General features: G+C 53.8%; 16 protein-coding genes, 1 tRNA gene and 1 pseudogene. 3 read left to right on the top strand and 15 right to left on the bottom strand.

Annotated features, from left to right (window positions below; translation table 11 throughout):
- Positions 1-57 precede the first annotated feature (57 nt).
- Positions 58-1,485: an N-acetylmuramoyl-L-alanine amidase gene (locus tag KTE_RS13460; RefSeq protein ID WP_201381676.1), complete on the bottom strand. Its 1,428-nt coding sequence runs from the start codon at positions 1,483-1,485 to the stop codon at positions 58-60.
- Positions 1,486-1,842: 357 nt separating this feature from the next.
- Here KTE_RS13460 and KTE_RS13455 point away from each other — a divergent pair, with 357 nt between their 5' ends.
- Both KTE_RS13455 and KTE_RS13450 read left to right on the top strand, forming a co-directional pair.
- Positions 1,843-2,388, top strand: coding sequence for an RNA polymerase sigma factor (locus KTE_RS13455; RefSeq protein WP_201381674.1), 546 nt, complete (start codon positions 1,843-1,845; stop codon positions 2,386-2,388).
- Positions 2,388-3,926, top strand: a complete 1,539-nt coding sequence (locus KTE_RS13450; protein WP_201381672.1) for a WD40 repeat domain-containing protein — start codon at positions 2,388-2,390, stop codon at positions 3,924-3,926. The genes KTE_RS13455 and KTE_RS13450 overlap by 1 nt, the downstream gene beginning before the upstream one ends.
- Before the next feature lie 77 nt (positions 3,927-4,003).
- On the opposite strand, the gene KTE_RS13445 is transcribed toward KTE_RS13450, so the two are convergent.
- The 3 genes from KTE_RS13445 to tilS form a co-directional block, all read right to left on the bottom strand.
- Positions 4,004-5,014: an NAD(P)H-dependent glycerol-3-phosphate dehydrogenase gene (locus KTE_RS13445; protein WP_201381670.1), complete on the bottom strand. Its 1,011-nt coding sequence runs from the start codon at positions 5,012-5,014 to the stop codon at positions 4,004-4,006.
- A 166-nt stretch (positions 5,015-5,180) separates the two neighbouring features.
- Positions 5,181-5,768 (bottom strand): hypoxanthine phosphoribosyltransferase, encoded by a 588-nt coding sequence (gene hpt, locus KTE_RS13440; RefSeq protein WP_201381668.1) that lies wholly within the window; start codon positions 5,766-5,768, stop codon positions 5,181-5,183.
- Between the two features lie 27 nt (positions 5,769-5,795).
- Complete coding sequence (gene tilS / locus KTE_RS13435) at positions 5,796-7,301, bottom strand: tRNA lysidine(34) synthetase TilS (protein ID WP_201381666.1); 1,506 nt, start codon at positions 7,299-7,301, stop codon at positions 5,796-5,798.
- A 128-nt stretch (positions 7,302-7,429) separates the two neighbouring features.
- Between tilS and def the strand changes: the two genes are divergently transcribed.
- Positions 7,430-7,939: a peptide deformylase gene (gene def, locus KTE_RS13430; protein ID WP_201381664.1), complete on the top strand. Its 510-nt coding sequence runs from the start codon at positions 7,430-7,432 to the stop codon at positions 7,937-7,939.
- Between the two features lie 86 nt (positions 7,940-8,025).
- Here the strand turns inward: def and KTE_RS13425 are convergent, their stop codons facing one another.
- The 11 genes and pseudogenes from KTE_RS13425 to KTE_RS13375 all read right to left on the bottom strand — a co-directional run bounded on the left by KTE_RS13425 (position 8,026) and on the right by KTE_RS13375 (position 19,561).
- Positions 8,026-8,391 (bottom strand): hypothetical protein, encoded by a 366-nt coding sequence (locus KTE_RS13425; RefSeq protein WP_201381662.1) that lies wholly within the window; start codon positions 8,389-8,391, stop codon positions 8,026-8,028.
- Positions 8,392-8,596: 205 nt separating this feature from the next.
- Complete coding sequence (locus tag KTE_RS13420; RefSeq protein ID WP_201381660.1) at positions 8,597-9,499, bottom strand: phytanoyl-CoA dioxygenase family protein; 903 nt, start codon at positions 9,497-9,499, stop codon at positions 8,597-8,599.
- Between the two features lie 75 nt (positions 9,500-9,574).
- A complete protein-coding gene (locus KTE_RS13415; protein WP_201381658.1) occupies positions 9,575-12,130 on the bottom strand; it encodes a response regulator in 2,556 nt (851 codons plus the stop codon).
- 172 nt (positions 12,131-12,302) lie between these two features.
- Positions 12,303-12,923: a chemotaxis protein CheW gene (locus KTE_RS13410; RefSeq protein WP_201381656.1), complete on the bottom strand. Its 621-nt coding sequence runs from the start codon at positions 12,921-12,923 to the stop codon at positions 12,303-12,305.
- 53 nt (positions 12,924-12,976) lie between these two features.
- Entirely contained in the window at positions 12,977-13,375 is a 399-nt protein-coding gene (locus KTE_RS13405) for a response regulator transcription factor (protein WP_007913149.1), read from the bottom strand.
- 348 nt (positions 13,376-13,723) lie between these two features.
- The gene (locus KTE_RS13400) at positions 13,724-14,533 is read right to left on the bottom strand and encodes a hypothetical protein (protein ID WP_201381654.1); all 810 of its coding nucleotides are present in this window, start codon (positions 14,531-14,533) and stop codon (positions 13,724-13,726) included.
- Between the two features lie 164 nt (positions 14,534-14,697).
- Positions 14,698-15,855 (bottom strand): cell wall metabolism sensor histidine kinase WalK, encoded by a 1,158-nt coding sequence (locus tag KTE_RS13395; protein ID WP_201381652.1) that lies wholly within the window; start codon positions 15,853-15,855, stop codon positions 14,698-14,700.
- A gap of 122 nt (positions 15,856-15,977) precedes the next feature.
- Positions 15,978-17,490 (bottom strand): annotated as a pseudogene (locus KTE_RS13390) (ISNCY family transposase).
- A 163-nt stretch (positions 17,491-17,653) separates the two neighbouring features.
- Positions 17,654-18,481, bottom strand: coding sequence for an alpha/beta fold hydrolase (locus KTE_RS13385; protein WP_236600383.1), 828 nt, complete (start codon positions 18,479-18,481; stop codon positions 17,654-17,656).
- 33 nt (positions 18,482-18,514) lie between these two features.
- A complete protein-coding gene (locus KTE_RS13380) occupies positions 18,515-19,147 on the bottom strand; it encodes a TetR/AcrR family transcriptional regulator (protein ID WP_201381647.1) in 633 nt (210 codons plus the stop codon).
- 339 nt (positions 19,148-19,486) lie between these two features.
- Positions 19,487-19,561 (bottom strand) — tRNA-Asn (locus KTE_RS13375).
- Positions 19,562-20,119: the final 558 nt, after the last annotated feature.

Raw genomic sequence — 20,119 nt, 5'->3', positions numbered from 1 at the left:
CAGGCGGAGCACCATCGCCTGGCTTTCAGAAAGTGAGTAGGGTATCTGGGAAGTGCTCTACGAGTTGGAGCGGCGTGACAGGATTCGCTTCATCAAGTCGGTAAAGCCGCTGTTTTTGACCACTCCGTCCAGCAATATACCCAGCGAAGATTTGGGGGGCGCTTCCAGAGAGGGGAAGGCATTCCCAAATGGATCGGAGTTAGGCTGGTTATTGTTGGGCTGGCCATAAGTAGACTGGTCATATCCAGGTTGGTTGGGTACCTGACTCGCTGGGCCTGGCTGGTAGTAGCCTTGATCCTGTGAGTAGGGTTGATACGGAGCATTATAGGTATCGGTGTTTGCAGGTACCTGGCTCGCCGGATCTGGCTGACCATAACCCTGGCCCTGTGGATAGTACTGGTATGGCGCATTATAGGTATCGGTATCCGCAGGCACCTGGCTCGCTGGATCTGGTTGATTATAACTTTGATCCTGCGGAAGGGGTGTATTGTTTGTATCCGCGGGCACCTGAGGAGTCTGTGGAACGTTCTGGCTCTGCGCTGGAGGCGTCGGGGTGGCCTGTCCCTGACCAGGGGCCAGACCTGTTCCCTGGGGCAGAGGTTGATCAATATGCATCAGGTAGATTGTCCCCGCGCCAGGGGGACGATCAAAACTATGGTTGGGATCATAGGCCAGAATACCACGCTCAAAGCGCTGGTAGGAGAACTGAGCATTAGGATCGGGATAGTATTCGTTCATCAGAGGCATGCCCAGGTATGTTAGGCCATTCTTGCCTGTCCCGCCAAAGCTACAGTAGAAGTTAAGCATACCACCAAAGATGTAGTAGTTCGTAGCCTTGCAATGCCAGCGACCGGTGCCGGCCTGCTCAAAGTAGCGCGCAACGATTTCATCATTCAGGTCGATCATGGCACCATTGCCTGTACTTCCTCCACTGCCACCACTGCTGCCACCGCTGTTGGAGCCACCACTTCCCAGATAGGAGATCAATTCATCCCAGGGATAGGGGCCGGGGCAGCGGCTACGGTTCACGGGATCAATTGAATAATGGCCTGTAATGCCGCCATTACCATCGGCGCGTCGCCGGGGAATTTTATGTCGATCACAGATGTGGCTGATCAGGCGGAAGCTTGCCGCCTTCTGTGCATCGGTGATGGTATCTGAATTGTCGGTATGCGGTTTGACATGCTCAATGGAGATCGTTACCCAGTTGGGGTTAACACTTGAGGTCCACCAGGAATCATGCCCGGTACTGATTACGCCATTGCCCCAGGCTCCATCCTTCTCGGAGACGCACTGGACGATGGTGCCATCCTGGCCTATGACATAGTTCGCGCTGACATCGGCCGTCTGGAAGTAGGTACCCACATCGCGAGCACTACTAAAGCCCGCAGTACCATGCACGATAATCCACTTAGGGGTATAGCCGTTGCGGTTCGCGAAGTAGTTAGGAGAAGGTATCCACACCGCCCCTGCTTCATCCACCATATACTCACTCCTTCAAAATGTTGACAACCACTTCCTACTCGTTACCGCCCACTTGCTACGCACAACAGGTGAGAGATGATTGATACGCCATAAAGTATACCCCGAGAAAAAAGAATTGCAAAGCGCACAATGTTTAGGGATACTTCCTACAAATTATGGGTAGGCTGGCCTCTCAGGCCGATTTATGCTATCAGCATCTACATACTTCTTTCTATGGATGTGTAAGGAGATGGTGACGCGGCGCACCTTTCACAACCTATTTTGAAAATAGAACAGAATGTTGTCACAGTCGCAAAAGAGAAAGCGATAGTAGGAGTGAAACTCTTAAGGGAAACACTAATAGCCTGAAGGTTAAGAATGCAACAACATGTTGAAAGAGATGGTGAAACCAGCAAATCCGTGGCAGAGGAGCTGTTTCACTGTCATGCACCCGCTATTTTTGCTTTTTTGCGCCGGCAAACATCCTCGCGCGAGGATGCCGAAGACATTCTTCTGGAGGTCTTTACCGCCGTTATTGAGCAAAAACGCCTTGGCTTATTGCCACAAAGCCAGCAAAGGCAGTTGATCTGGAAAATAGCGCGCAATAAATTGGTGGATGCCTATCGGCGTAATCTACGTCGTCCATCCTCGTCGATAGAGTTGCTGCAAGATGATCTGTTCGTCGATGACGAGCAGGCGCCAGAACAGGAGCTACTGCGCCTGGAGGAATACACTCAATTGCACGCTATGCTCCAGAAATTGCCACCTCTCCAGAGGAAGATTCTCAGTCTGCGCTTCAACAAGGAGATGCGCAGTCCACAAATCGCCACTCTGGTGGGAAAGAGTGAAGCCGCTGTGAGGGCCATCATCTCGCGTACCCTGAATCAGTTGCGCACATTGTATAGAGAAGAAGGTGAGAAGTGATGTCCAGGCACGAAGATTTCTACACCCCTGAGCAAGTCGACGAACAGGTCGACACGCTTCTACAGGCACGTGGAACATCATCGCGGGATAAGCGGCTGGCCTCCGATCTCCATGACTTGCTCAATCACGAAGGTGAGGATGCATACTCACTTCAGCGTGTCCTGGGAAAGTTTCTGGAGAACGAAAACCTGACGCAACAACAAACTAAAATTATCCCCTTTAGTGGTCAACGCGTTCAACAACAAGAACAAGGAAGGTTCGTTGCCATGCCTGATATAAAGAAGCAAGCTCGCGCGACCGAGCATCCCCAGCCCATACGACGTGTGCTGACGACACTCGCAGCTGTCCTGGTGCTCACAATTCTGGTCGGCAGTATGATACTCGTCCTGAACGCCGCCCGCCAGAAACAGCAGAGTACGACAACCGCCAGCTCTAACACGGCCACAGCAAAGCCGGCAGAGCATGAGGGGCAGGTCATTTATAAGAAAGAGCTTGATGGTAACGGTACAGCGGTGATCTGGTCACCCGATGGTAGTCGGGTCGCCACAGTCATCAATGGGCAATTGGAAAGTTGGGATGCACGCACAGGTCAGCATGTCCAGGTTTATCATCTCACGCTGGGTCCCAATGTATTGAATATCAGCTGGTCGCCGGATGGAAATATCCTGGCCGTCAATAGTTATTCCGATACCTCTGCAAAGATTGATCTCGTCAATGCCAAAACGGGAAGCTTGTTGCGCACTATTGACTTACAATCGGTCGCGCTTAACAACACTGGTACCTCGCCCTTGAGTGTCACCGGCACGACGCGCACTTTTAAGCCGCTGAGCAACATGGGACAGTTTTCTGGCGGCGGAACGATGTTTGGTGCTGTTACCTGGTCACCAAATAGCAAGTACCTGGCTGCCTCCGCGCTGATTCAACCTGCAACCAACCTGGTTACAATCTGGAACGCCAACGACGGTTCACAGGTAAAGAAACTCACGGATTTCCACGGAAACATTGTGGACCTCCACTGGTCACCCGATGGCAACTATCTCGCGACCGCCGCTAATCCAGCGATGCGTGATTCCACAATCTCGCCGGAAGTCAAACTCTGGAATACCAAAACATGGCAGGTCGCAAAGCAGTATGCCAATGTCGCCAGCCTTGAGTGGTCGCCCAAAGGAAAACAGTTAGCGCTAGTCGATGCTCAGAATGAGAGTGGGAAAGACGTGCGCATTGTCGATGCATTAAGTGGGCAAACAACAAAACAATTCGCACAAGCAGGAGCAGGGATTATTCTCGGGGTCCACTGGTCGCCAGATGGTAGTCGTATCGCTGTGGAGACGCAGAGCGGCTCTGACCAAAAAATGGTAACCACGCTCTGGAGCGCGCAAAGTGGGAAACTGCTCTACACCTTCTCCAGTAAGCACTCCATTTATGGTGTAGCCTGGTCGCCGGATAGTAAATACCTCAGCAGCTTTGAAACTATACAAGTCGAAGACCAGGATGGGAACACCAATACCGCGGTCAACCTTTTGATCTGGGTAGCGTAATAAATAACCCTCTGTCCTGAGAGAAAAAGAGCAGAGCCCCGGCAGCCTGCGGCTGCCGGGGCTCTGCTCTTTTTCTCTCACATAATCCCTTCGCGCTCGTCCTTGGGGTCGCGCATCATCAGCTCAAGCACAGCCTTGTGGGGATCGAGGCCCTGGAAGAGAATCTGGCTGAGTTTGGTGGTCAGGGGCATATCAACGTGGAAGCGCTCGGCCAGCTTGAGAGCAGCCCGCGTAATATAGATACCTTCGGCGACTGAATGGGTCGAGGCCAGAATATCTTCCAACTTCTCGCCAGCCGCCAGGCGGCGTCCCAAACGCTGGTTGCGGCTGAGAGGGCTGGCGCAGGTCGCGATCAGGTCGCCGATGCCAGCCAGGCCCACGAAAGTCAAGGGGTTAGCGCCTGCGGCGATACCCAGGCGCGCGATTTCCGCAACGCCACGTGTGATAAAGGCCCCCTTAGCGTTATCCCCATACTCAAGCCCCTCGGTCATGCCCGCGCCGATGGCGATAATATTCTTCAAGGCGCCTCCTAGCTCAACACCCACCACGTCATCTGAGGTATAGATACGCAGGTGGCGCGTGGTCAGCAGGTCGCGGCAGGCGATGGCGACCTCGGTGCTCTGGCTGGCAATGACGGCGGCGGTAGGCTTCTCGCGTGCGACCTCGGGAGAGAGGTTGGGGCCGCTCAAGACGGCGATGCGTCCGGCTGATGCAGGCAGTTCCTCTGCGATCACCTCGCTCATACGCTTGAGGCTCTCAATCTCGACGCCCTTACTGGCACTGACGAGCAGGGTCTGGGGAGAAAGGTGGGGCGCGACAAGGCGCAGGTTTTCGCGCATGCGCTGCGAGGGCGTGACCAGGATCAACAGCTCTTTCTCACGCACAGCCTCGCCAATCTCGGCAGTGACACACAGCGCCTCCGGGAAAGTGATTCCTGGTAGGAACATTTTGTTCTCGCGTTGCGACTGCATCTCTTGCGCACGCACGGCCTGATGGTCCCAGAGCGTGGTGGCAATTCCCTTCCTTGCCAGCAGCAAAGCCAGGGTTGTGCCCCAGGCACCACTTCCGATTACACCTACTGCTACCATGTCGTCTTCGTCTCCTCTATCAAGTTGTCTGTTAGCTAGCTATATGTCCAGGCCCATTGTAGCATAGAACGCCTTGATAGAGGGAGGGCAGTAGACATGGATAAGGGGTGTCTGGTGGAGGTCGGGCAGAGCCCGACCTCCACCAGACACCCCTTATCCATATTTTTTAAATTGCCTGAGTTTCGGCGGGACTGGAGTGCTGCTCTTCAGGCTCCGTTCCCTCATAGACGGAGGGCCTGAGGATGCCAATATAGGGCAGGTTGCGGTAGTACTGGGAGTAGTCCAGGCCATAACCTACAACAAATTTATCGGGAATAGTAAAGCCAGTATAATCGACTGGGACCTCTTTTAGGCGTGTGCGTTCCTTATAGAGTAAGGTGCAGATGCGCAGACTCAAGGGATTGCGGCGGCGAATGACATCTACGAGGTAGGCCAGGGTGAGGCCACTGTCGATGATATCCTCGATGATGAGGATATGCTTATTATCGATAGGTCCTTCCAGGTCCTTGAGGATGCGGACCACGCCGCTGGAGTGGGTGCTATTGCCGTAGCTGGCAACCGCCATGTAATCGAGTTCCAGGGGAAGCTCAATGGCGCGGGCCAGGTCGGCAATGAAAGGAACTGCGCCCTTCAATGTACCCAGGAGCAGCAAGTGTTTGCCCTGGTAATCAGTGGTAATCTGCTGACCAAGCTCCTGAACCTTGGCCTGAATTTGTGCTTCTGAGTAAAGAACCTCAGAAATATCTTGATGCATTTGTTTTCCTCGTTTAATAAATTTTTATTACACATCGTTGCGTCGCTGCATGGTGAGGTGGAGCAGGTGACGGGTCTCGCCTGTCAGGCGGACACGGTCATCGATACATACTCCTCCTAGCCAGATACATTGCGCACGCGAGAAGATAAGCGGAATGTGATCACGCTCCTGGCGCGGGATATGCTGGTCTACGCATATATCCTGCACCTTTTTGCTATGCGCCATCCCCAGGGGGCGAATACGGTCTCCCGCCCTCCTGGTACGCACACGGAGAACTGAGTCGAGATGTATTCGATCAATATATACAGAATATCTGTTGGATGCAAGTTTGTGCCAGGTTTGGGTCATGTCTTTCGTACGCAAGCTCTCCAGTATCTCGGCCTCTTCTTCCTCGGCCACAAATTCAGCGCGTACCAGCCATGGAGTACCGGGCACTGCCACCTCGCCCGGCACTGGCAAGATAAGCTCGTCGTTATTCTGAACGATCTGGGGCGACTGTTGCTCTTCTGTCACACGCTTGAGCAGCACCTGCTCACCCTGGCGCCAGAAATGTAGCTGACCCGGCAGGTGGAGCGTGAGTGCCTCGCCTGTCTCCTGGCTTAGAGCCTGCTCGATCAGGGTATAGTGGCGTAGTTCGAGCGGCGACTGGCCCGCGCATAAGCTGGCACTGGCCCGGCGCCAGAGGTGGCGTTGCAGGCTTAAGGGTAAGGTCAGTAGCGCGGAGCGGCGCAGAGCGATAGTCTCAGTCTCTTCATACGAGACGACGGCTGACCAGTGCTGATCGACCTGGGCCTCAATCCAGGCCGCATCTACCTGCATGACCTCTGAGCTGCGCAGGAGCGTGGCACAAATATTGGGATTAAGCTGCTCTAAGAGGGGGAGAAGTTCATGGCGAATGCGGTTGCGCTGGTAGCGAAGATCGGCATTGCTGGCATCTTCGAGGGGAGTCAGGCCATGCTGAGAGCAGTAGGCCAATGTATCCGCGCGTGTGAAGATGAGCAAGGGGCGAATAATATCCTGCTGGCGCGGCTGCAAACCGCTCACGCTGGCGATGCCGCCGCCGCGTATCCAGTGGAGCGCGAGCGTCTCCACCTGGTCGTCCTGGTGGTGAGCCACCGCGATAGGATCGCCAGCCGCGACCCGGCGTAGGAAGCGATAACGCGCCTCGCGCGCCGCCTCCTCCAGCGAGAGGTGCTCACGCTTTGCAAGAGCCTGGACATCCTCTTCACCGAGGGTTACAGGCAACCCCCAGGCACGCGCCAGCTCGGCCACTGCCGCAGCGTCCTGGCTGCTCACTGGCTCACGGAGACGATGATTGAGGTGCGCAACATGCAGTTGGAGGGTGGGATAACGCTTGCCTGGTCCACACAGGCTCCGCAAGAGGTGGAGCAGGCAGAGCGAGTCGGCCCCGCCTGAGACCGCGACAACTAACCTGCCGCCCGAGGCTGGTAGAAGCCGTTGCTGGTCGATAAACGCGGCCAGCGCATCTCTCATAGATGCGACTCGCGCCTCTGATCTCTCCTGTGCTGACATAAAGATTGCGCCTGCGACCTTTCATATGATACTATATAGGCCAATTATAGTGGCAGTGTATGGTTACTCACAAGGGGGGCCCTCTGCCCGGAGTGCATTAGTTGCAGTGCAGGGGATGAGAATATCCAATGGCTATGCGTCAAATTATTACATCTGAAAATCCAATTTTGCGCCAGAAGGCCAAGAAGGTGCATCGCTTCGATGCCTCGCTCCAGAAGCTCGTCGATGATATGTTTGAGACGATGCACGCGAGCAACGGGGTTGGATTAGCAGCCCCCCAGATCGCGCTCTCGATCCGCGTCTTCGTCGCTGAGTACGAGGGCCGCAGAGTAGCAATCTTCAATCCCGAGATTGTTAAGGCCGAGGGCGAGGAGCGAGGCCAGGAAGGGTGCTTGAGCATCCCTGGCTACGTAGGAAACAACATTCGTCGCGCGGCAAAAATCGTCGTCAAAGGTGTTGACGTTAAAGGCAAGCCCGTTCGCGTCAATGCCGAGGGCTGGTTCGCGCGCATCCTCCAGCATGAGATCGACCACCTGGATGGCATTCTCTTCCTGGACCGCCTGGATAGCCCGGATGACCTCCTCGAAGTCCAGCCAGAGGAGTATGAAGAGGCCGAAGAAGCCGCCATTATCGAATAAAGAGTTCATTGGATAAAAGATATGAGGTTGGCTGAACTGCCTGCGGCAGTTCAGCCAACCTCATATCTTTTATCCAACAGTTTAATTTATAGCTTCTGCTGTTTGCGTACCATAGGCAGACCATGCTTACCCAGCCCCTGTGCGCAATTCTGGCAGACATAAAAACCTTCTTCGCGGTAAAGGAGTTCACCCACGGAAAAATGAAGATAGCAGATGCCGCAACGCGTCGCATCGGACTGGCTGGCAATCTGGCGATCATGCTCAAACAGCTCGTGGAGAGACTGAATCATCTGATCAAAATCAAATGACTGGCCACTATAGTATCCCTTCTCCGGCGTCAGCGACGCGGGAGATTGGAGCTGCCCGGTGAGATGCCCGGTACGCTCACGGCGAAAGCTGTGGCCATTGCTCGCCGCCCCACTGCTATAGTGGGAGGAAGAATGATTACTCAAGAGACATCTCCATACATAGTAACTACCGATAAGACTTTCCGTTAATTATACCTTTGGTACAGGTAGAAATCAAGGAAGTCCTCTCCCTCGCGCCTACCAGGCCTTGCCTCGGCTCGCTACGCCCGCCAGGGGTAAGGTGTGTGTGGAAAACGGCTCTGTCGTTTTCCACACACACCTTACCCCTGAGCGCCGCAGGCGCGAAGGATTAGAGGCCGTCTGTATTTGACCAGTCGTTGTTCCAGCGGGGATCAACCTGGTCTTGGAGACGCTGGAAGCGGATATCTGTAGAGAGGCGGATACGTCCATGAGCATCGTTGTTCACAGTTGCCGCGTGGAGCATATAGGGACTATGCATCACCATATCGCCAGCCTCATAGTTGGCGGCCAGCCAGCGCGTATTAAATTTCTCAGCCATTTCAGGCAAATTGGCGCTGATCCATCCCCCCTTGCGCATGTTCTTGTTATAGGCGCTGATGCGCTCTGCAAAAGGCAGTTCGGCATTTTTCGCGCTAAACTCGGCCTCCATCTTGCGTCCAAGCGCGTCGGAACCCTCCAGGTAGACCAGTCCTCCCATCTGTGGCGGGCAATCGCCTAGCGGTATCCAACTACTACAGAGCCGGTTAGTGCCTGCACGCAGATAAATAAGGTCATAGTGGGCGGCGGTACAGTTCTTTTCTCCGGGAACGTTATGGCGAATCAGGCGTCGCTGCAAGAGATGCGGCTCCGCCTCCAGGAAAGAGGTGTAAAACTGCCAGAGGCGCGGTGTCTTGCACAACGCTTCATACTCGGGCCAGCGTACCGCCTCATTGAAAAGCTGGCTCACACACGCACGATCCACTGGGCCACCACTATAGAGCCCCTCCACGGGATCGCTGCCCTTAGCAAGCAAACCACAGGTCTGAAACTGGGTAAAATAGTGACGGCGGAAGGCTAGGATCTCCGCACGATCGAGAATGCCCTTGAACCAGATATACCCCTGCTCTGCATAGATCGCGTGCAGCTTTTTCAGCGGAAGGTGTGGATCAGTCGGCGTCAGCCAACCCAGGCGCTCGGGAACAGTTGAGAGCGTATACCCATTGCTCACCAATGGTTGCGATATTGTTGTCACTTGCCCACTCCTTTTTCGTCTTTTCGCAGTCAAAATGACATCATGGAACATTTTTTGGCTAACGCGGAAGTGTGATTAATCGCCTTCGGACGCGCTAGCCTCCTGATTCATCGTGGGGGTTCCTACCGACTTCTTGAGGGCTTGCTGCACCTTCTCAAGCAGCAGTTCCAGGGGGCAGGGCTTAGTGAGGTAGCCGAAGGCGCCCAGTTCCATAGCATGCTTCATGTGTTTCTCAGAGGAACGCGAAGTCAGCATGATCGTCTTGACGGTTGATAGCTCAGGGCGCAGGCGCATCAAATTCAGCAGATCATAGCCATTGAGATTGGGCATCTCAATGTCGAGCAGCAACACGTCTGGAACATGAACCTGTAAGAGTTCAAGGGCCTCCAGGCCATCACTGGCTTCCATGACATTATAATGGGCATGGGTCAGGGTCTGGCGCAAGGAGAGGCGCATCGAGACCGAGTCGTCCGCGATCAGAATACGTGGGGCCTGAGCCTGGCCGGAATGTGCTCTTTGCGGCACGTATGGACTCTCCTCGTGCTCCTTCAACTCATGCTGGTGTGTGGTATAGGTCTTAATTAGCTCTGGCAGTTCCAGGACCAGTAACACATGCTCATGCCCATCGATGGCGGTACCTGCCAGGCCAGGGCGGCGCAGGTGCGCTGGAAGCGGTTTAATGACGAATTCGGCCTCGCCTATCACCTCGTCGACGGCGATGCCAACCTCGCGATGCGTCCCCCAGCGCGGCAACACCAGCAGCGTCTGTCCACTTACCAGTGGCGCCGAGCCCGTCTCGGGAGCAGACGACAGCGACATATCCAGTAGGTCATTCAAATTGAAACGCAGATCTAGCTGCTCACGAGTACTATCGCCGAGGCGCTGCACCTGGGAGAAAGGCACGACAACTTTCTCACCGCCACAACGTAGCAGGAGGCAATGGGTAGAGCCACGCGAGGTTGGAAGATAGAGATGGAAGCTCACGCCTCCCTGGGCGTTACGCTCAAGGGTAACTTTGCCATTGAGCCGCTGCACTGGCTCGTGGATGAGCGTTAGCACGCCACCGGGCAGGGCCGTAGAGAAACCAATCTCAAGCTCCATCTCGCTTCCCTCCTGGGAGGCGTGGAGCCAGACACGATACTTTTCCCCCTCGCGCCTGGTCCCGGCCTCTTCGCTCTCCGCCAGTACCTCGCGCACACAGGTTTGTAGTAGGTAGACCAGCGGCTCAGTGAGTACTGTTAGCACCTCCTGATCGACCTCAAGCGTCTCACCCTTCACCTCAAACTGCACCTGGGCGCTGGTAAACCATTGGAGGGCTTCACCCAGGCGAGGCATGATAACACTCAGTGGCGTCAGGCGCATGAGGCGCAGGTCATTACGCACGTTGATGACCTGGTTCAGGCAATCGGCAATGACCTGGTTATAGCGTTCGACCGAGTTCTGGACATGTGTGGAGGCCACTGAAACATCGGCCACCGCCTCGCGAAAAGAGCGTAGAAGCATATCTTTTTCGTCATAGCGTTCCATGTTCAGCTCATCTAAACGCCACTGGCTGGTGAGGCCGGGTTGCTTAAATTGGCGTAGTATGGGCTGGATATATTTAGGGCGCTGGGGAACAATCGAATGTTCTTTTACACTCTGCTTCTCTTGCAGGATGCGGCGAATAAGCGACGAAGAAGAGAGAAACTCACCGGTGGCAGGGGCCTCTTTCTCTGGCAAGAGAGCATTGGCCAGGAGCGGTTCAAGTTGTTGCAGGCGTATCTGTGCGGCCTGGAGTTCCTGCATAGCGCCCTCAACCTGGCGCTGCGCCTGTTCCAGCGGCATCCGTTGCCCAATCAGGCTCTCGGAATGTTGTAGCAACTGGTCAAAGCGCCGCTGCTCAACCCGCATCGAGGAAGAGGACGCAGAGGTCAGTTCCTCAGCGATTGCACCTGAAGGAAGGTTCCCTTTCATTTCATACGGGGCCATGGGCTTTACCTGGCGCATCAGCTCGCGTGCCAACGTAACCTGGTCACTCTCTTCAAACTCTTCCTCCTCACGCTCGGCGGGAAGCAGATGGAGTTCGTTTAATAGAGCCTCAAGTTCCTCGCGTGGCTGCGTGCTCTCATTCCCTTGCTGGATAAAGCCCTCAAGCGTGACTTCGAGTGCATGTGCTCCACGAACCAGGGCGTTCAAAGACAGAAATGGCTCGACGCGCCCGGCCAGCACATATTCGCTGATCTCTTCCAGATAGTGTGCGATAGTTGAGAGATTGCTGCATTCAACCATACCCGCCGAACCGCGAATCTTGTGAGCGGCTCGCTTGACCGTTACCAGGCGGGCGCTATCGATAGAGGTGCCATCCTGCTGCTCCAATTGGTTCAGTGCCCGGCGTATACGCGCGATATCTTCCTCGACTTCATCCACAAAGATAACGAGCATATCATCGAGGGTGTCTTCAATAGGAGAGGAGAGCGTGGGAAGCGTAAACAACCCTGGCTCGCTATCCTGCTGCCAGGGCGAGTCATCCATCTCCTCAAAGGCCTTAATAATAGCCAGGTCCTCAGGCGTAAGTTCCTGCTCGTGAGCAAAATCGAAGGAGTTCTCGATATCTTCATCTTGCCAGGGCAAGGGGTGCTTGTCGTTCTCCATAGTTGGATGTTTTCATGCTACTTCTTATAAAGAGAGCCACTATAGACAGCAAAATAGTGGGTTTGCTAAAAAATGGGTGTAGGGTCCATGCTGGCATGGACTCTTGCGCCCACAAGCTGAAACTCAGCCGCTGGCAAGATCGCTTCGCTCGGAGTCCATGCCAGCATGGACCCTACATGGTTAGCGATTGAATAATATGCTGAAAGAGAAGGTCACTATCAAGTAGCGGCGTTTCTGGCTCTACTTTACCCTTTATCACGCCATTAGGCAAGTGGAACGAGGGTGAGGCAGGAGAATTTAAGGCCTGGAATGTCTCCTGCGGGAGGTGAATGGGGATCGCATCCATCACATAAAGGCCCAGGACAACTCCCTCGTGACCCGCGATGAGGAGCAGACCCACGCCTCGAGAGGCGGCTTCACGGTCAGCGACAGACTGTGTGAGATATGCCTCAAGGTCCACAATAGGAAGAATTTCCTCACGCCAGGCACGTACGCCAAGCATCCAGGGAGGAGAGGTAGGAAAAATGGAGAAGTGATAGGGAGATGAGATCACCTCGAGCAGCATCTCCAGTGGCAAAATGCAGCGCCCCTGACGCAAATGGCATTCAAGGTATTGCTCATGTAAACCTGTAGCAGGCGTGGCGAACGTCTCAGCCATTGAGTGAGCCAACGACCAGAACTCATCATCACTCAACTGCTCCAGGGTATGAGGCGGAAGGATAAGTGGCTGATGCTCACCATCCACTGCTGCCTCCGGTCGCATGGGCATTCCCTGATTAAATGACTCGTTCATTTTCGCCCTGTGCATCCCTTCTTCATCGGTTGATCCTGGACGCTTATGATCCGCTAATTTGAAGCTGACGAGGCTGGTGCCCTAAGATGGGAATCGATTACCGCGATAATTTCCTGGGTCTTAAAGGGCTTGGGTATGTAATCTTTCGCGCCCGCCAGGCGTCCTTTGAGGCGATCAATAACGCCATCACGCCGCGAGAGCATCACAATCACGGTATGCGCAAATTGAGGCCTGGCTTTGAGACGGCGCGCAACCTCATATCCATCCATCTTGGGCAGGCCAATATCTAATAAGATCAGGTCTGGAATCTGGGCCTCGGGCAACGTGAGCCAGCGCATAGCCTCTACGCCATCTGGAAACCCCTGCACCAGATAGCCCTCGCGCCCCAGACATGTCTCAATGATTTTGCGCACAGTAGCAGAGTCATCGATAACCATAATAAACTTGCGCATAGAAAGTTCCTCTTTCTTCCTCACCAATACGTGATGCCAGGAGCCATTCCCGGTAGAAGGAAAGGCAGCATCACCCCTCCTGCATCATGGACGCCTTTTCGACGTTCAACGAACCCAGGTCAGCCTGGCACATGACAACGTCATCTCTCCCTTGCCACCTGTTTAAATGTCTCTCGTAAATGCTCTCTTCTCTTCGAGTATCCCCTGATGAGTTACTTAGAGTGGATGTTACCACAGAATCCCGCTTTGTTTCAATCTGTATCGTGTAAAAAATTGCTTAAAAAATGGCTATTTAGCTAACCTTTTCGATCAGGAGCACGGAGGTCCAAAAATCCTATGCTCGTGCCATTACTCCTGTTTCGTATACGGCAACTCTTTTAAAAAGCGCTCCAGGACACGCAGGCGATACTGCTGGTTAAGATCTACAATGGTGGATGACTTGCCTTTGCGCAGGCGCTGCAACTCATTTGTCACCATCTCCACAAGTATAGGTATGTCTTCTTGCCAGATCATATCCAGGAGAATCTCAGAGAGATCTTCCTCAATCTCGCGATTATCCAGGCGTTTCAACCAGAATGTCACCAGGCGGGTGAGCCAGTGCTGGCGCTCTTCCGTGCTCAGGAGGGGTGCGACATTACTATCATATCCCAGGCTACTGCTGGCCTCGCTCAATAGGGTCGCCAGGTCGGGAATGACTTCATCCATTGAGTGATCTAGCAGACGTATCAGAGTGGCATTCCGCTCCTTGAGACGTTCATCCAGTACAATCGCATAGATGCCAAGGGCATTATAGTAATCATATTGCAGTGTGCGCTGCTCCGCCTCAAACAACAACTCCTCCAGATCAGTGGTAATCACGGTAGCGCTCTCACGTTGGCGCAGGCGCTCACTATACCGCTCCACACGCTGGCGATACGCCTCCAGGTCCATGGGAGGCGCGGCCGGGTGACGCGAGGAAGGAAGAATTACGACTTCCTCGATATTCCCCTCATCCCAATCGTCGAGCCGCAAATCGTTATCTTCCTTCTCCGCTATTCCGCTTAACAAGGCAGCCATCTCGGTTAATAACTCTGGGTGCCTTTGAAGCAGTTCCTCAAGTAATTGGACCATTTGCTGCTTACTCGTACTATTAAGACGAGCCTCTAATTCTGGCTCCATAGCCCCTCATCCTGCCTTCCCTGGTGGTATGCATACTCTTTGTGCTACATCGCAAACTTACAACAAGAATTGATAGTTATCTATGAAACGTACCAACCAGTAAAGACGACGCAGAGAAGGTGTGAAGCGATAATTATCCGACGCTATCTTGCCTGAGTACGCTACTAGCCAGGTATAATCGGGAGAGTAAAGCTAAAAATACTACCTTTTTCAACTGCACTTTCGGCCTTGATACTACCGCCATGTGCCTCAACCACCTGGCGGGCAATGGCGAGACCCAGACCAGCACCACCACCACCACCGGGACCAATAAAGTTGGCTTTAGCGCGGGCGCGATCTACTTTATAGAAACGTTCAAAGACGCGGGCCAGGTCCTCCTCGCGCATCCCCACACCGGTATCTCGCACGAAGAAGCTCTGTCTCGCCTGTTCTCCTTTCACCCTCGTCGTACCCACTGTGATCTTACCACCTGAGGGAGTAAACTTGATGGCGTTATGTACTAGATTAAACAGAACACGCGTGATTAATTTGCTGTCCACGTGCACTTTTGTCGTTCCCTGCTCAATATCTGTCAGCAGACTCACGCGGTGCCGCTGGGCCAGGGGAAGCATGCGAGCCATGACCTCGCGCACCAGTTGCTCAGCCTCGACGAACTCAAAGTTCATGGGCACCTGTCCAGCCTCCAGGCGTGATAGCTCTAAGAGCTCCGCGACCATGCTCGAAAGGTATTGGAGTTCGGTCTCAATCTTATTGAGAAACTGGAGTGAGCGCTGAGAATCGGTCTCGATCACATCCTCAAGCGTCTCGGTAAGTAAAAGCGCTGAAGTCAGTGGCGTGCGTAGCTCATGCGAGATATTGGCGAGGAACTCGCGCTGAATACTCTCTAAGCGCTGCATCTCCGCCATATCTTCAATACTTAAGAGAAAATACAGACTTTCAGGCTCTTCCGCCCTGGTGTGTGCCACGTGTTCTTCCAGGTGCGCCTCGCTGCCAGGCTCATATTTTGCGCGTGCCTTGCTCTGGTGCTCAAGGGGAGCCACCGTTACATGCCAGGTCACGTTACTCCGTGTACGCTCGATACTGGCCTTCTGTGTGGTACCGCTCTGTACGCATTCGCGTGCCAGGCGTGCGATAGCCTCATTATTTAAGAGGTGGCTGATCGTTTCGTGGCGGGCCAGTCGTTCTTTGCCACATAACTTTAGCGCGGCCGCGTTGACCTGTACAACTTTCAAGTCACGGTCAAGAACAAACGCTGCCAGTGGCACCGCCTCTAGTAAACTCGTAAACATATGGCGATAGTTGATTGTGGTCTTGCCTGTCACAGCCTTTTGCCGTCCTCATTATCATGATTAGGTGTCTTCTTATCTAGCAGACATTCTAGTATAAACGCATTTATGGGTAGGACGCAAACCTGGACTATTTTCCTGGGTGTGATTCTTTTTTTCTACGGCGGCAATCTTTCTTTGCTGAGTTTTTCTTCGAGAGCTATGAGATAACTTTCGGGAGCTTTGCGGAAGCGATGTTGCAAACGTCGCGCTTCTTGCCGCTGATCAAGGTTGCTCCGTAAAGCGCGCCATTGCGTGAGATCAGTTGGGCAGAGTTCTGGCCCCGAAAACGCGTGAAGCCGGGAAGCAACCGAGGTGATAACCCGAACAGGTCCGCGCACCACCAATCCTGGTGACGCCTGCTTTCGTCCCGTTGTGCGGCGCTCATGATAGCGAGCAGAGCCAAAATACTGCTCTAGCTCATTGTTGGTGCGTGGAAGATCGGCATGATCATAACAGTGAAAGAGGCCAGACCAATAGCTGGTGGTCACTTTGCGAAAGGTCGAAAGCATCGCGCTCAGCGTCTCAGAGGAGGGAGAAACTTGCTCCATTTCTGCCAGAAGGTGTTCATAGCTGTGGCGCACTTGAACAGCAGACTCTTGTTCATCATTGGAGAGCAGATATGCGGCGCGATGAACCCATGCGTATCCCTGCTTTATACCTCTGCCCAAAGTGAGGCAGTTGCGTCAAGTCCTTTGGCCAGAAAAAGCTGCATGCGTTCGAGCTCACGCGGCAAGCCCCTTTTTCAGAGACCCGCGTGAGCGAGGCAGCAACCGCTGTCATCCGCTCATGGAGCTTGAGGCCAGATGCCGAGAGCGGCGGTCTGCCATCATCGGTTAAGGCACTGCGCACCGCCAGGCAATAGCCACGGATCGCATCCGCTTCTTCATCTTGCCGTTGTTCGACGGCCCGCTCAATCGGGCGAACGCCACGCAGATACTTTTTGAGTTCCTTTTTGGCATGCCGATCCGCTTCATAGACGGGTTTGGCCGCTTCCCGTAGATAATGAAAGTGGCATAACTGATGCGGCACGTCCGGCAATGCTGCCTCAACGGCGTTGCGAATGGAGCGCTGCCCATCCGAGATGACCCCTTTGATGGGGACAGAAAGTGCCCGGTGGACCTCATGAAGCAGCTTCACAAGATCCGCTTCACAAGCGCTGAGCAGGCTCCGCGCAAGCAGGACTTCCCCTGAGAGGCAGTCACGCACGACCCAGAGCACTTCATGGCCCACATCCGGCTGGAGCCCATCAAGGGCAAGAATCACCTGCCCTTGTTGCTTCAATTGGTCGCGTAATCGTTGTCGGTCAGCAAGACGAAGCGCAACCAATTCCTCGTACCGCTGAAGCAAATGGGTCACGGTTCGTTCGGCGATTTGAACTCCTCGACCACAGAGCATCTGGTGGATCTCAGGGACGCTCCGATGGGAAGCGTAGCGTAGGGCACCAATCAGGGCAATCACATCCAGACCAAACTCGCCATGCGGTAAGGCCCATCGGCCTTCTTCCTCTGGTCGATAGGGACAATGATACTGTGAGCATTGCGGATTGTGGCATCGGCGGACACGGAGCGTCAAACGGCAGATCCCTTGCAAGGTGGTAATGGTCCGCTCGGTGCGGTAAGCAATCTGCATCCATTGACCGCAGGAGTTGCAGTGTGTACACACAGGAGTGAACAGTTGTTCCGACGTAGCAGCCGGACGACATGCTTTTCTTGCCATAGAATCTTCCCTTTCACACCGCGATAGTAGCTGAGATCTCTATCCTCGCCAGAATGCCGCTGTGCGTGTGCCTTGCTCATTTCCCTTCCATTTGCGATGTTTCCAGTGCGGGAGCCGTTGGGATTGGCGAGCCAGCCCGAATACGTTGGACAAACGTGTCAAGGGAGCGTGCGAGCCTGGTTGGCTCCGTGAACGGAAGGAGGTGCGTGTTGTCCACCCACTGGAGAGAAAATGTCGGGTAGAGGCGTGCGAGTTGTTCGCCACCAGTTCGCCATCGCGCATTTTTTTGCTCGGCACTTGCCCCTTTCTCCCGAGCCGTTTTCGTTGCCAGAACCAGTTCGACTGGACAATCCAACTGGCTGTACGCTGAAAGAAGCTGTTCGCGGCGCGTATTCACCTCAATGGTCAAGGTGGCCATTTCGGAAGGCGTGAGCCGATAGCCCATGCCAATCAGGTACATGATCCACGGTGAGTACCACACGGCTGGGTTATATATGAGTCGACGCCTTACCTCATCGGGATCAGTCACCAGGTTGACTGGCACCGCACCGTCGATGAGAAACAGCCCGGCCACCCTTTCTGGATGAGCCGCCGCATACCAGACTGCCAGGTCGGCCCCCATGGACCAGCCAACCACGATCGGTTGAGGACCAGCAACCAGGTCTATCATAGCCTCTGCATCGCTCAAGAAGCGCTCGAAAGAGATGTCGGGCGAGCGCGTTGCGGTACCATGGCTGCGAAAATCGAAGGTCACCAGCCGATACGGCCCACCGAGTTCGCGGATGATTCGCTTCCAGGCCGCTTGCGTGGTCCCCGCGCCGTTGAAGAACAGCAGCGTTGGTCCTTGACCCGATTCACTGACCGGGAGCGTCACGTTTCCATTGGCGACTCTGCTGTGTTTCACATTGGTCCTTTTCATAAAACAGAAACCTTTCTCTTACCCAAAGAGGCCCTGAAACAGCGCCTCGAGTCCAAAGTCAAACTCCTGGTTGGCATTCCACTGGGCAATTTCCGGCAACAACATATGAAGCCTGGGATAATGATCTGCCGGAAAGTGTTGCCAGACCGTCGGACCGTTTGGCCCTGGTTCCAGACCCGCGACCGCTTGCGTGCCAGTGCCGAGCAGGGTATGTCCAACAATAAAACCGACCAGGCACTGGAGCGCATAGATGGACTGAACGCCGGTGATCTGTGCCTGGTGGAGTGTTTCAAGGAGATGATCCAACAGAACAAGAGAGGCTGAGGTGCGCAGCGGGCTGGTGGCCACGAGCGGAAGCACACGCGGATGAGCGCGGAGTACGTCCCGAAAGGCATGGGCAAAGGCCCATAATTCCTCACGCGGCGTGGCATGGGGGCGCAGAGGCAACGGTGCCTGAATGATGAGCAGTTCGATTACCCCATCAAATAAGGCTTGCTTACTCTCCACATGGTTGTACAGCGACATCGCCTCGACCCCAAGCAAAGCTCCGAGCCTGCGCATACTAAAGCCTTCCAGCCCCTCTTGATCAAGCAAGCGCAAGGCTGCTTCCAACACCCGTTGCCGTGTGAGCGGCTCACCAGATTTCGCCATGATCCTTGTCCTCTCTATACTTACATTGTAAGCTTACGACGTAAGTGTAGGTCAGAGAATGAAGAATGTCAAGGCCCTTTTATTAGTGGGTTTAAATCGTTGCGCAATCCATGGGTTCAACCAATGATCGCCGTGCCTGGCATATTCTGCTAAGGCGCATTGAAAGAAAGATGCCTCTGGAAACGTCTCGCAACGCTCGAAGAAAAGCTCAGCAAATAAAGATTGCCGACGTAGCTTTTTTTAAAAGGGAGAGCGGTGGCACCTATGGAGGAGGGAGAAAGGTGTGGGGAGGAGGAGTTTGAGGGCAAAAATAAAAGGTCACCAGAGTGGTGACCTTTGTGGCTCCTCGAGTAGGACTCGAACCTACAACCCATCGGTTAACAGCCGATTGCTCTACCATTGAGCTATCGAGGAAGATTTCGCTTCGTCTCTCAACGACATCGACAGTATATACCAACTGCTCCGTTTCGTCAATACTTTTTTTAGCAATTTTCCGCCAGGGATAAAAATTTCTTCTTTCGATGCACTCTATCATCGCTGTTAGAGCGCACCTATCCATTTTGATCGGTTGGAGCTTTACTCAATGACACCAAATTTGACACTAAAAAGGCCAAAAAAACACTTTATTTTCGGTCTTTTTTCTTCCCATTCTGACCTTCACCCTCATCCTCATCTTCAGACTACAACAATGCATCAAGCTTTCTCATTGCTTTCAATTTTGCAGATTAAGAACGAGTGTGTAAATGCCCATATAGAATACCAGATCTGAGAGTGTTTCTGATCCAGGTGCTTTTATGTTACAACCAGGCATAAAAGCTCTTCCAAAAAGGGGCATGAGAATGAACAAGCAGGACTAAGATATGGGAGTGCGAAAAAACTTTTATGATTGGTCCCTTTGCACTCCACAGTGCTATGCTCCCTAATAATTACACAACCAAAGATAATATGTCTCTCAGAGAGAATGTGCTTCCC

Source organism: Ktedonobacter sp. SOSP1-85 (assembly GCF_016587415.1).
Taxonomy (GTDB): domain Bacteria; phylum Chloroflexota; class Ktedonobacteria; order Ktedonobacterales; family Ktedonobacteraceae; genus Ktedonobacter.
This window is presented reverse-complemented; position numbering and strand designations above follow the sequence as displayed.

Coding starts and splice junctions, on each gene's coding strand:
- hpt (WP_201381668.1), bottom strand. CDS start 5,768: ATGCATCAAGATATTTCTGAGGTTCTTTACTCAGAAGCACAAATTCAG.
- KTE_RS13450 (WP_201381672.1), top strand. CDS start 2,388: ATGTCCAGGCACGAAGATTTCTACACCCCTGAGCAAGTCGACGAACAG.
- def (WP_201381664.1), top strand. CDS start 7,430: ATGGCTATGCGTCAAATTATTACATCTGAAAATCCAATTTTGCGCCAG.
- KTE_RS13455 (WP_201381674.1), top strand. CDS start 1,843: ATGCAACAACATGTTGAAAGAGATGGTGAAACCAGCAAATCCGTGGCA.
- KTE_RS13460 (WP_201381676.1), bottom strand. CDS start 1,485: ATGGTGGATGAAGCAGGGGCGGTGTGGATACCTTCTCCTAACTACTTC.
- KTE_RS13405 (WP_007913149.1), bottom strand. CDS start 13,375: ATGCGCAAGTTTATTATGGTTATCGATGACTCTGCTACTGTGCGCAAA.
- KTE_RS13415 (WP_201381658.1), bottom strand. CDS start 12,130: ATGGAGAACGACAAGCACCCCTTGCCCTGGCAAGATGAAGATATCGAG.
- KTE_RS13400 (WP_201381654.1), bottom strand. CDS start 14,533: ATGGAGCCAGAATTAGAGGCTCGTCTTAATAGTACGAGTAAGCAGCAA.
- KTE_RS13410 (WP_201381656.1), bottom strand. CDS start 12,923: ATGAACGAGTCATTTAATCAGGGAATGCCCATGCGACCGGAGGCAGCA.
- KTE_RS13380 (WP_201381647.1), bottom strand. CDS start 19,147: ATGGCGAAATCTGGTGAGCCGCTCACACGGCAACGGGTGTTGGAAGCA.
- KTE_RS13445 (WP_201381670.1), bottom strand. CDS start 5,014: ATGGTAGCAGTAGGTGTAATCGGAAGTGGTGCCTGGGGCACAACCCTG.
- tilS (WP_201381666.1), bottom strand. CDS start 7,301: ATGTCAGCACAGGAGAGATCAGAGGCGCGAGTCGCATCTATGAGAGAT.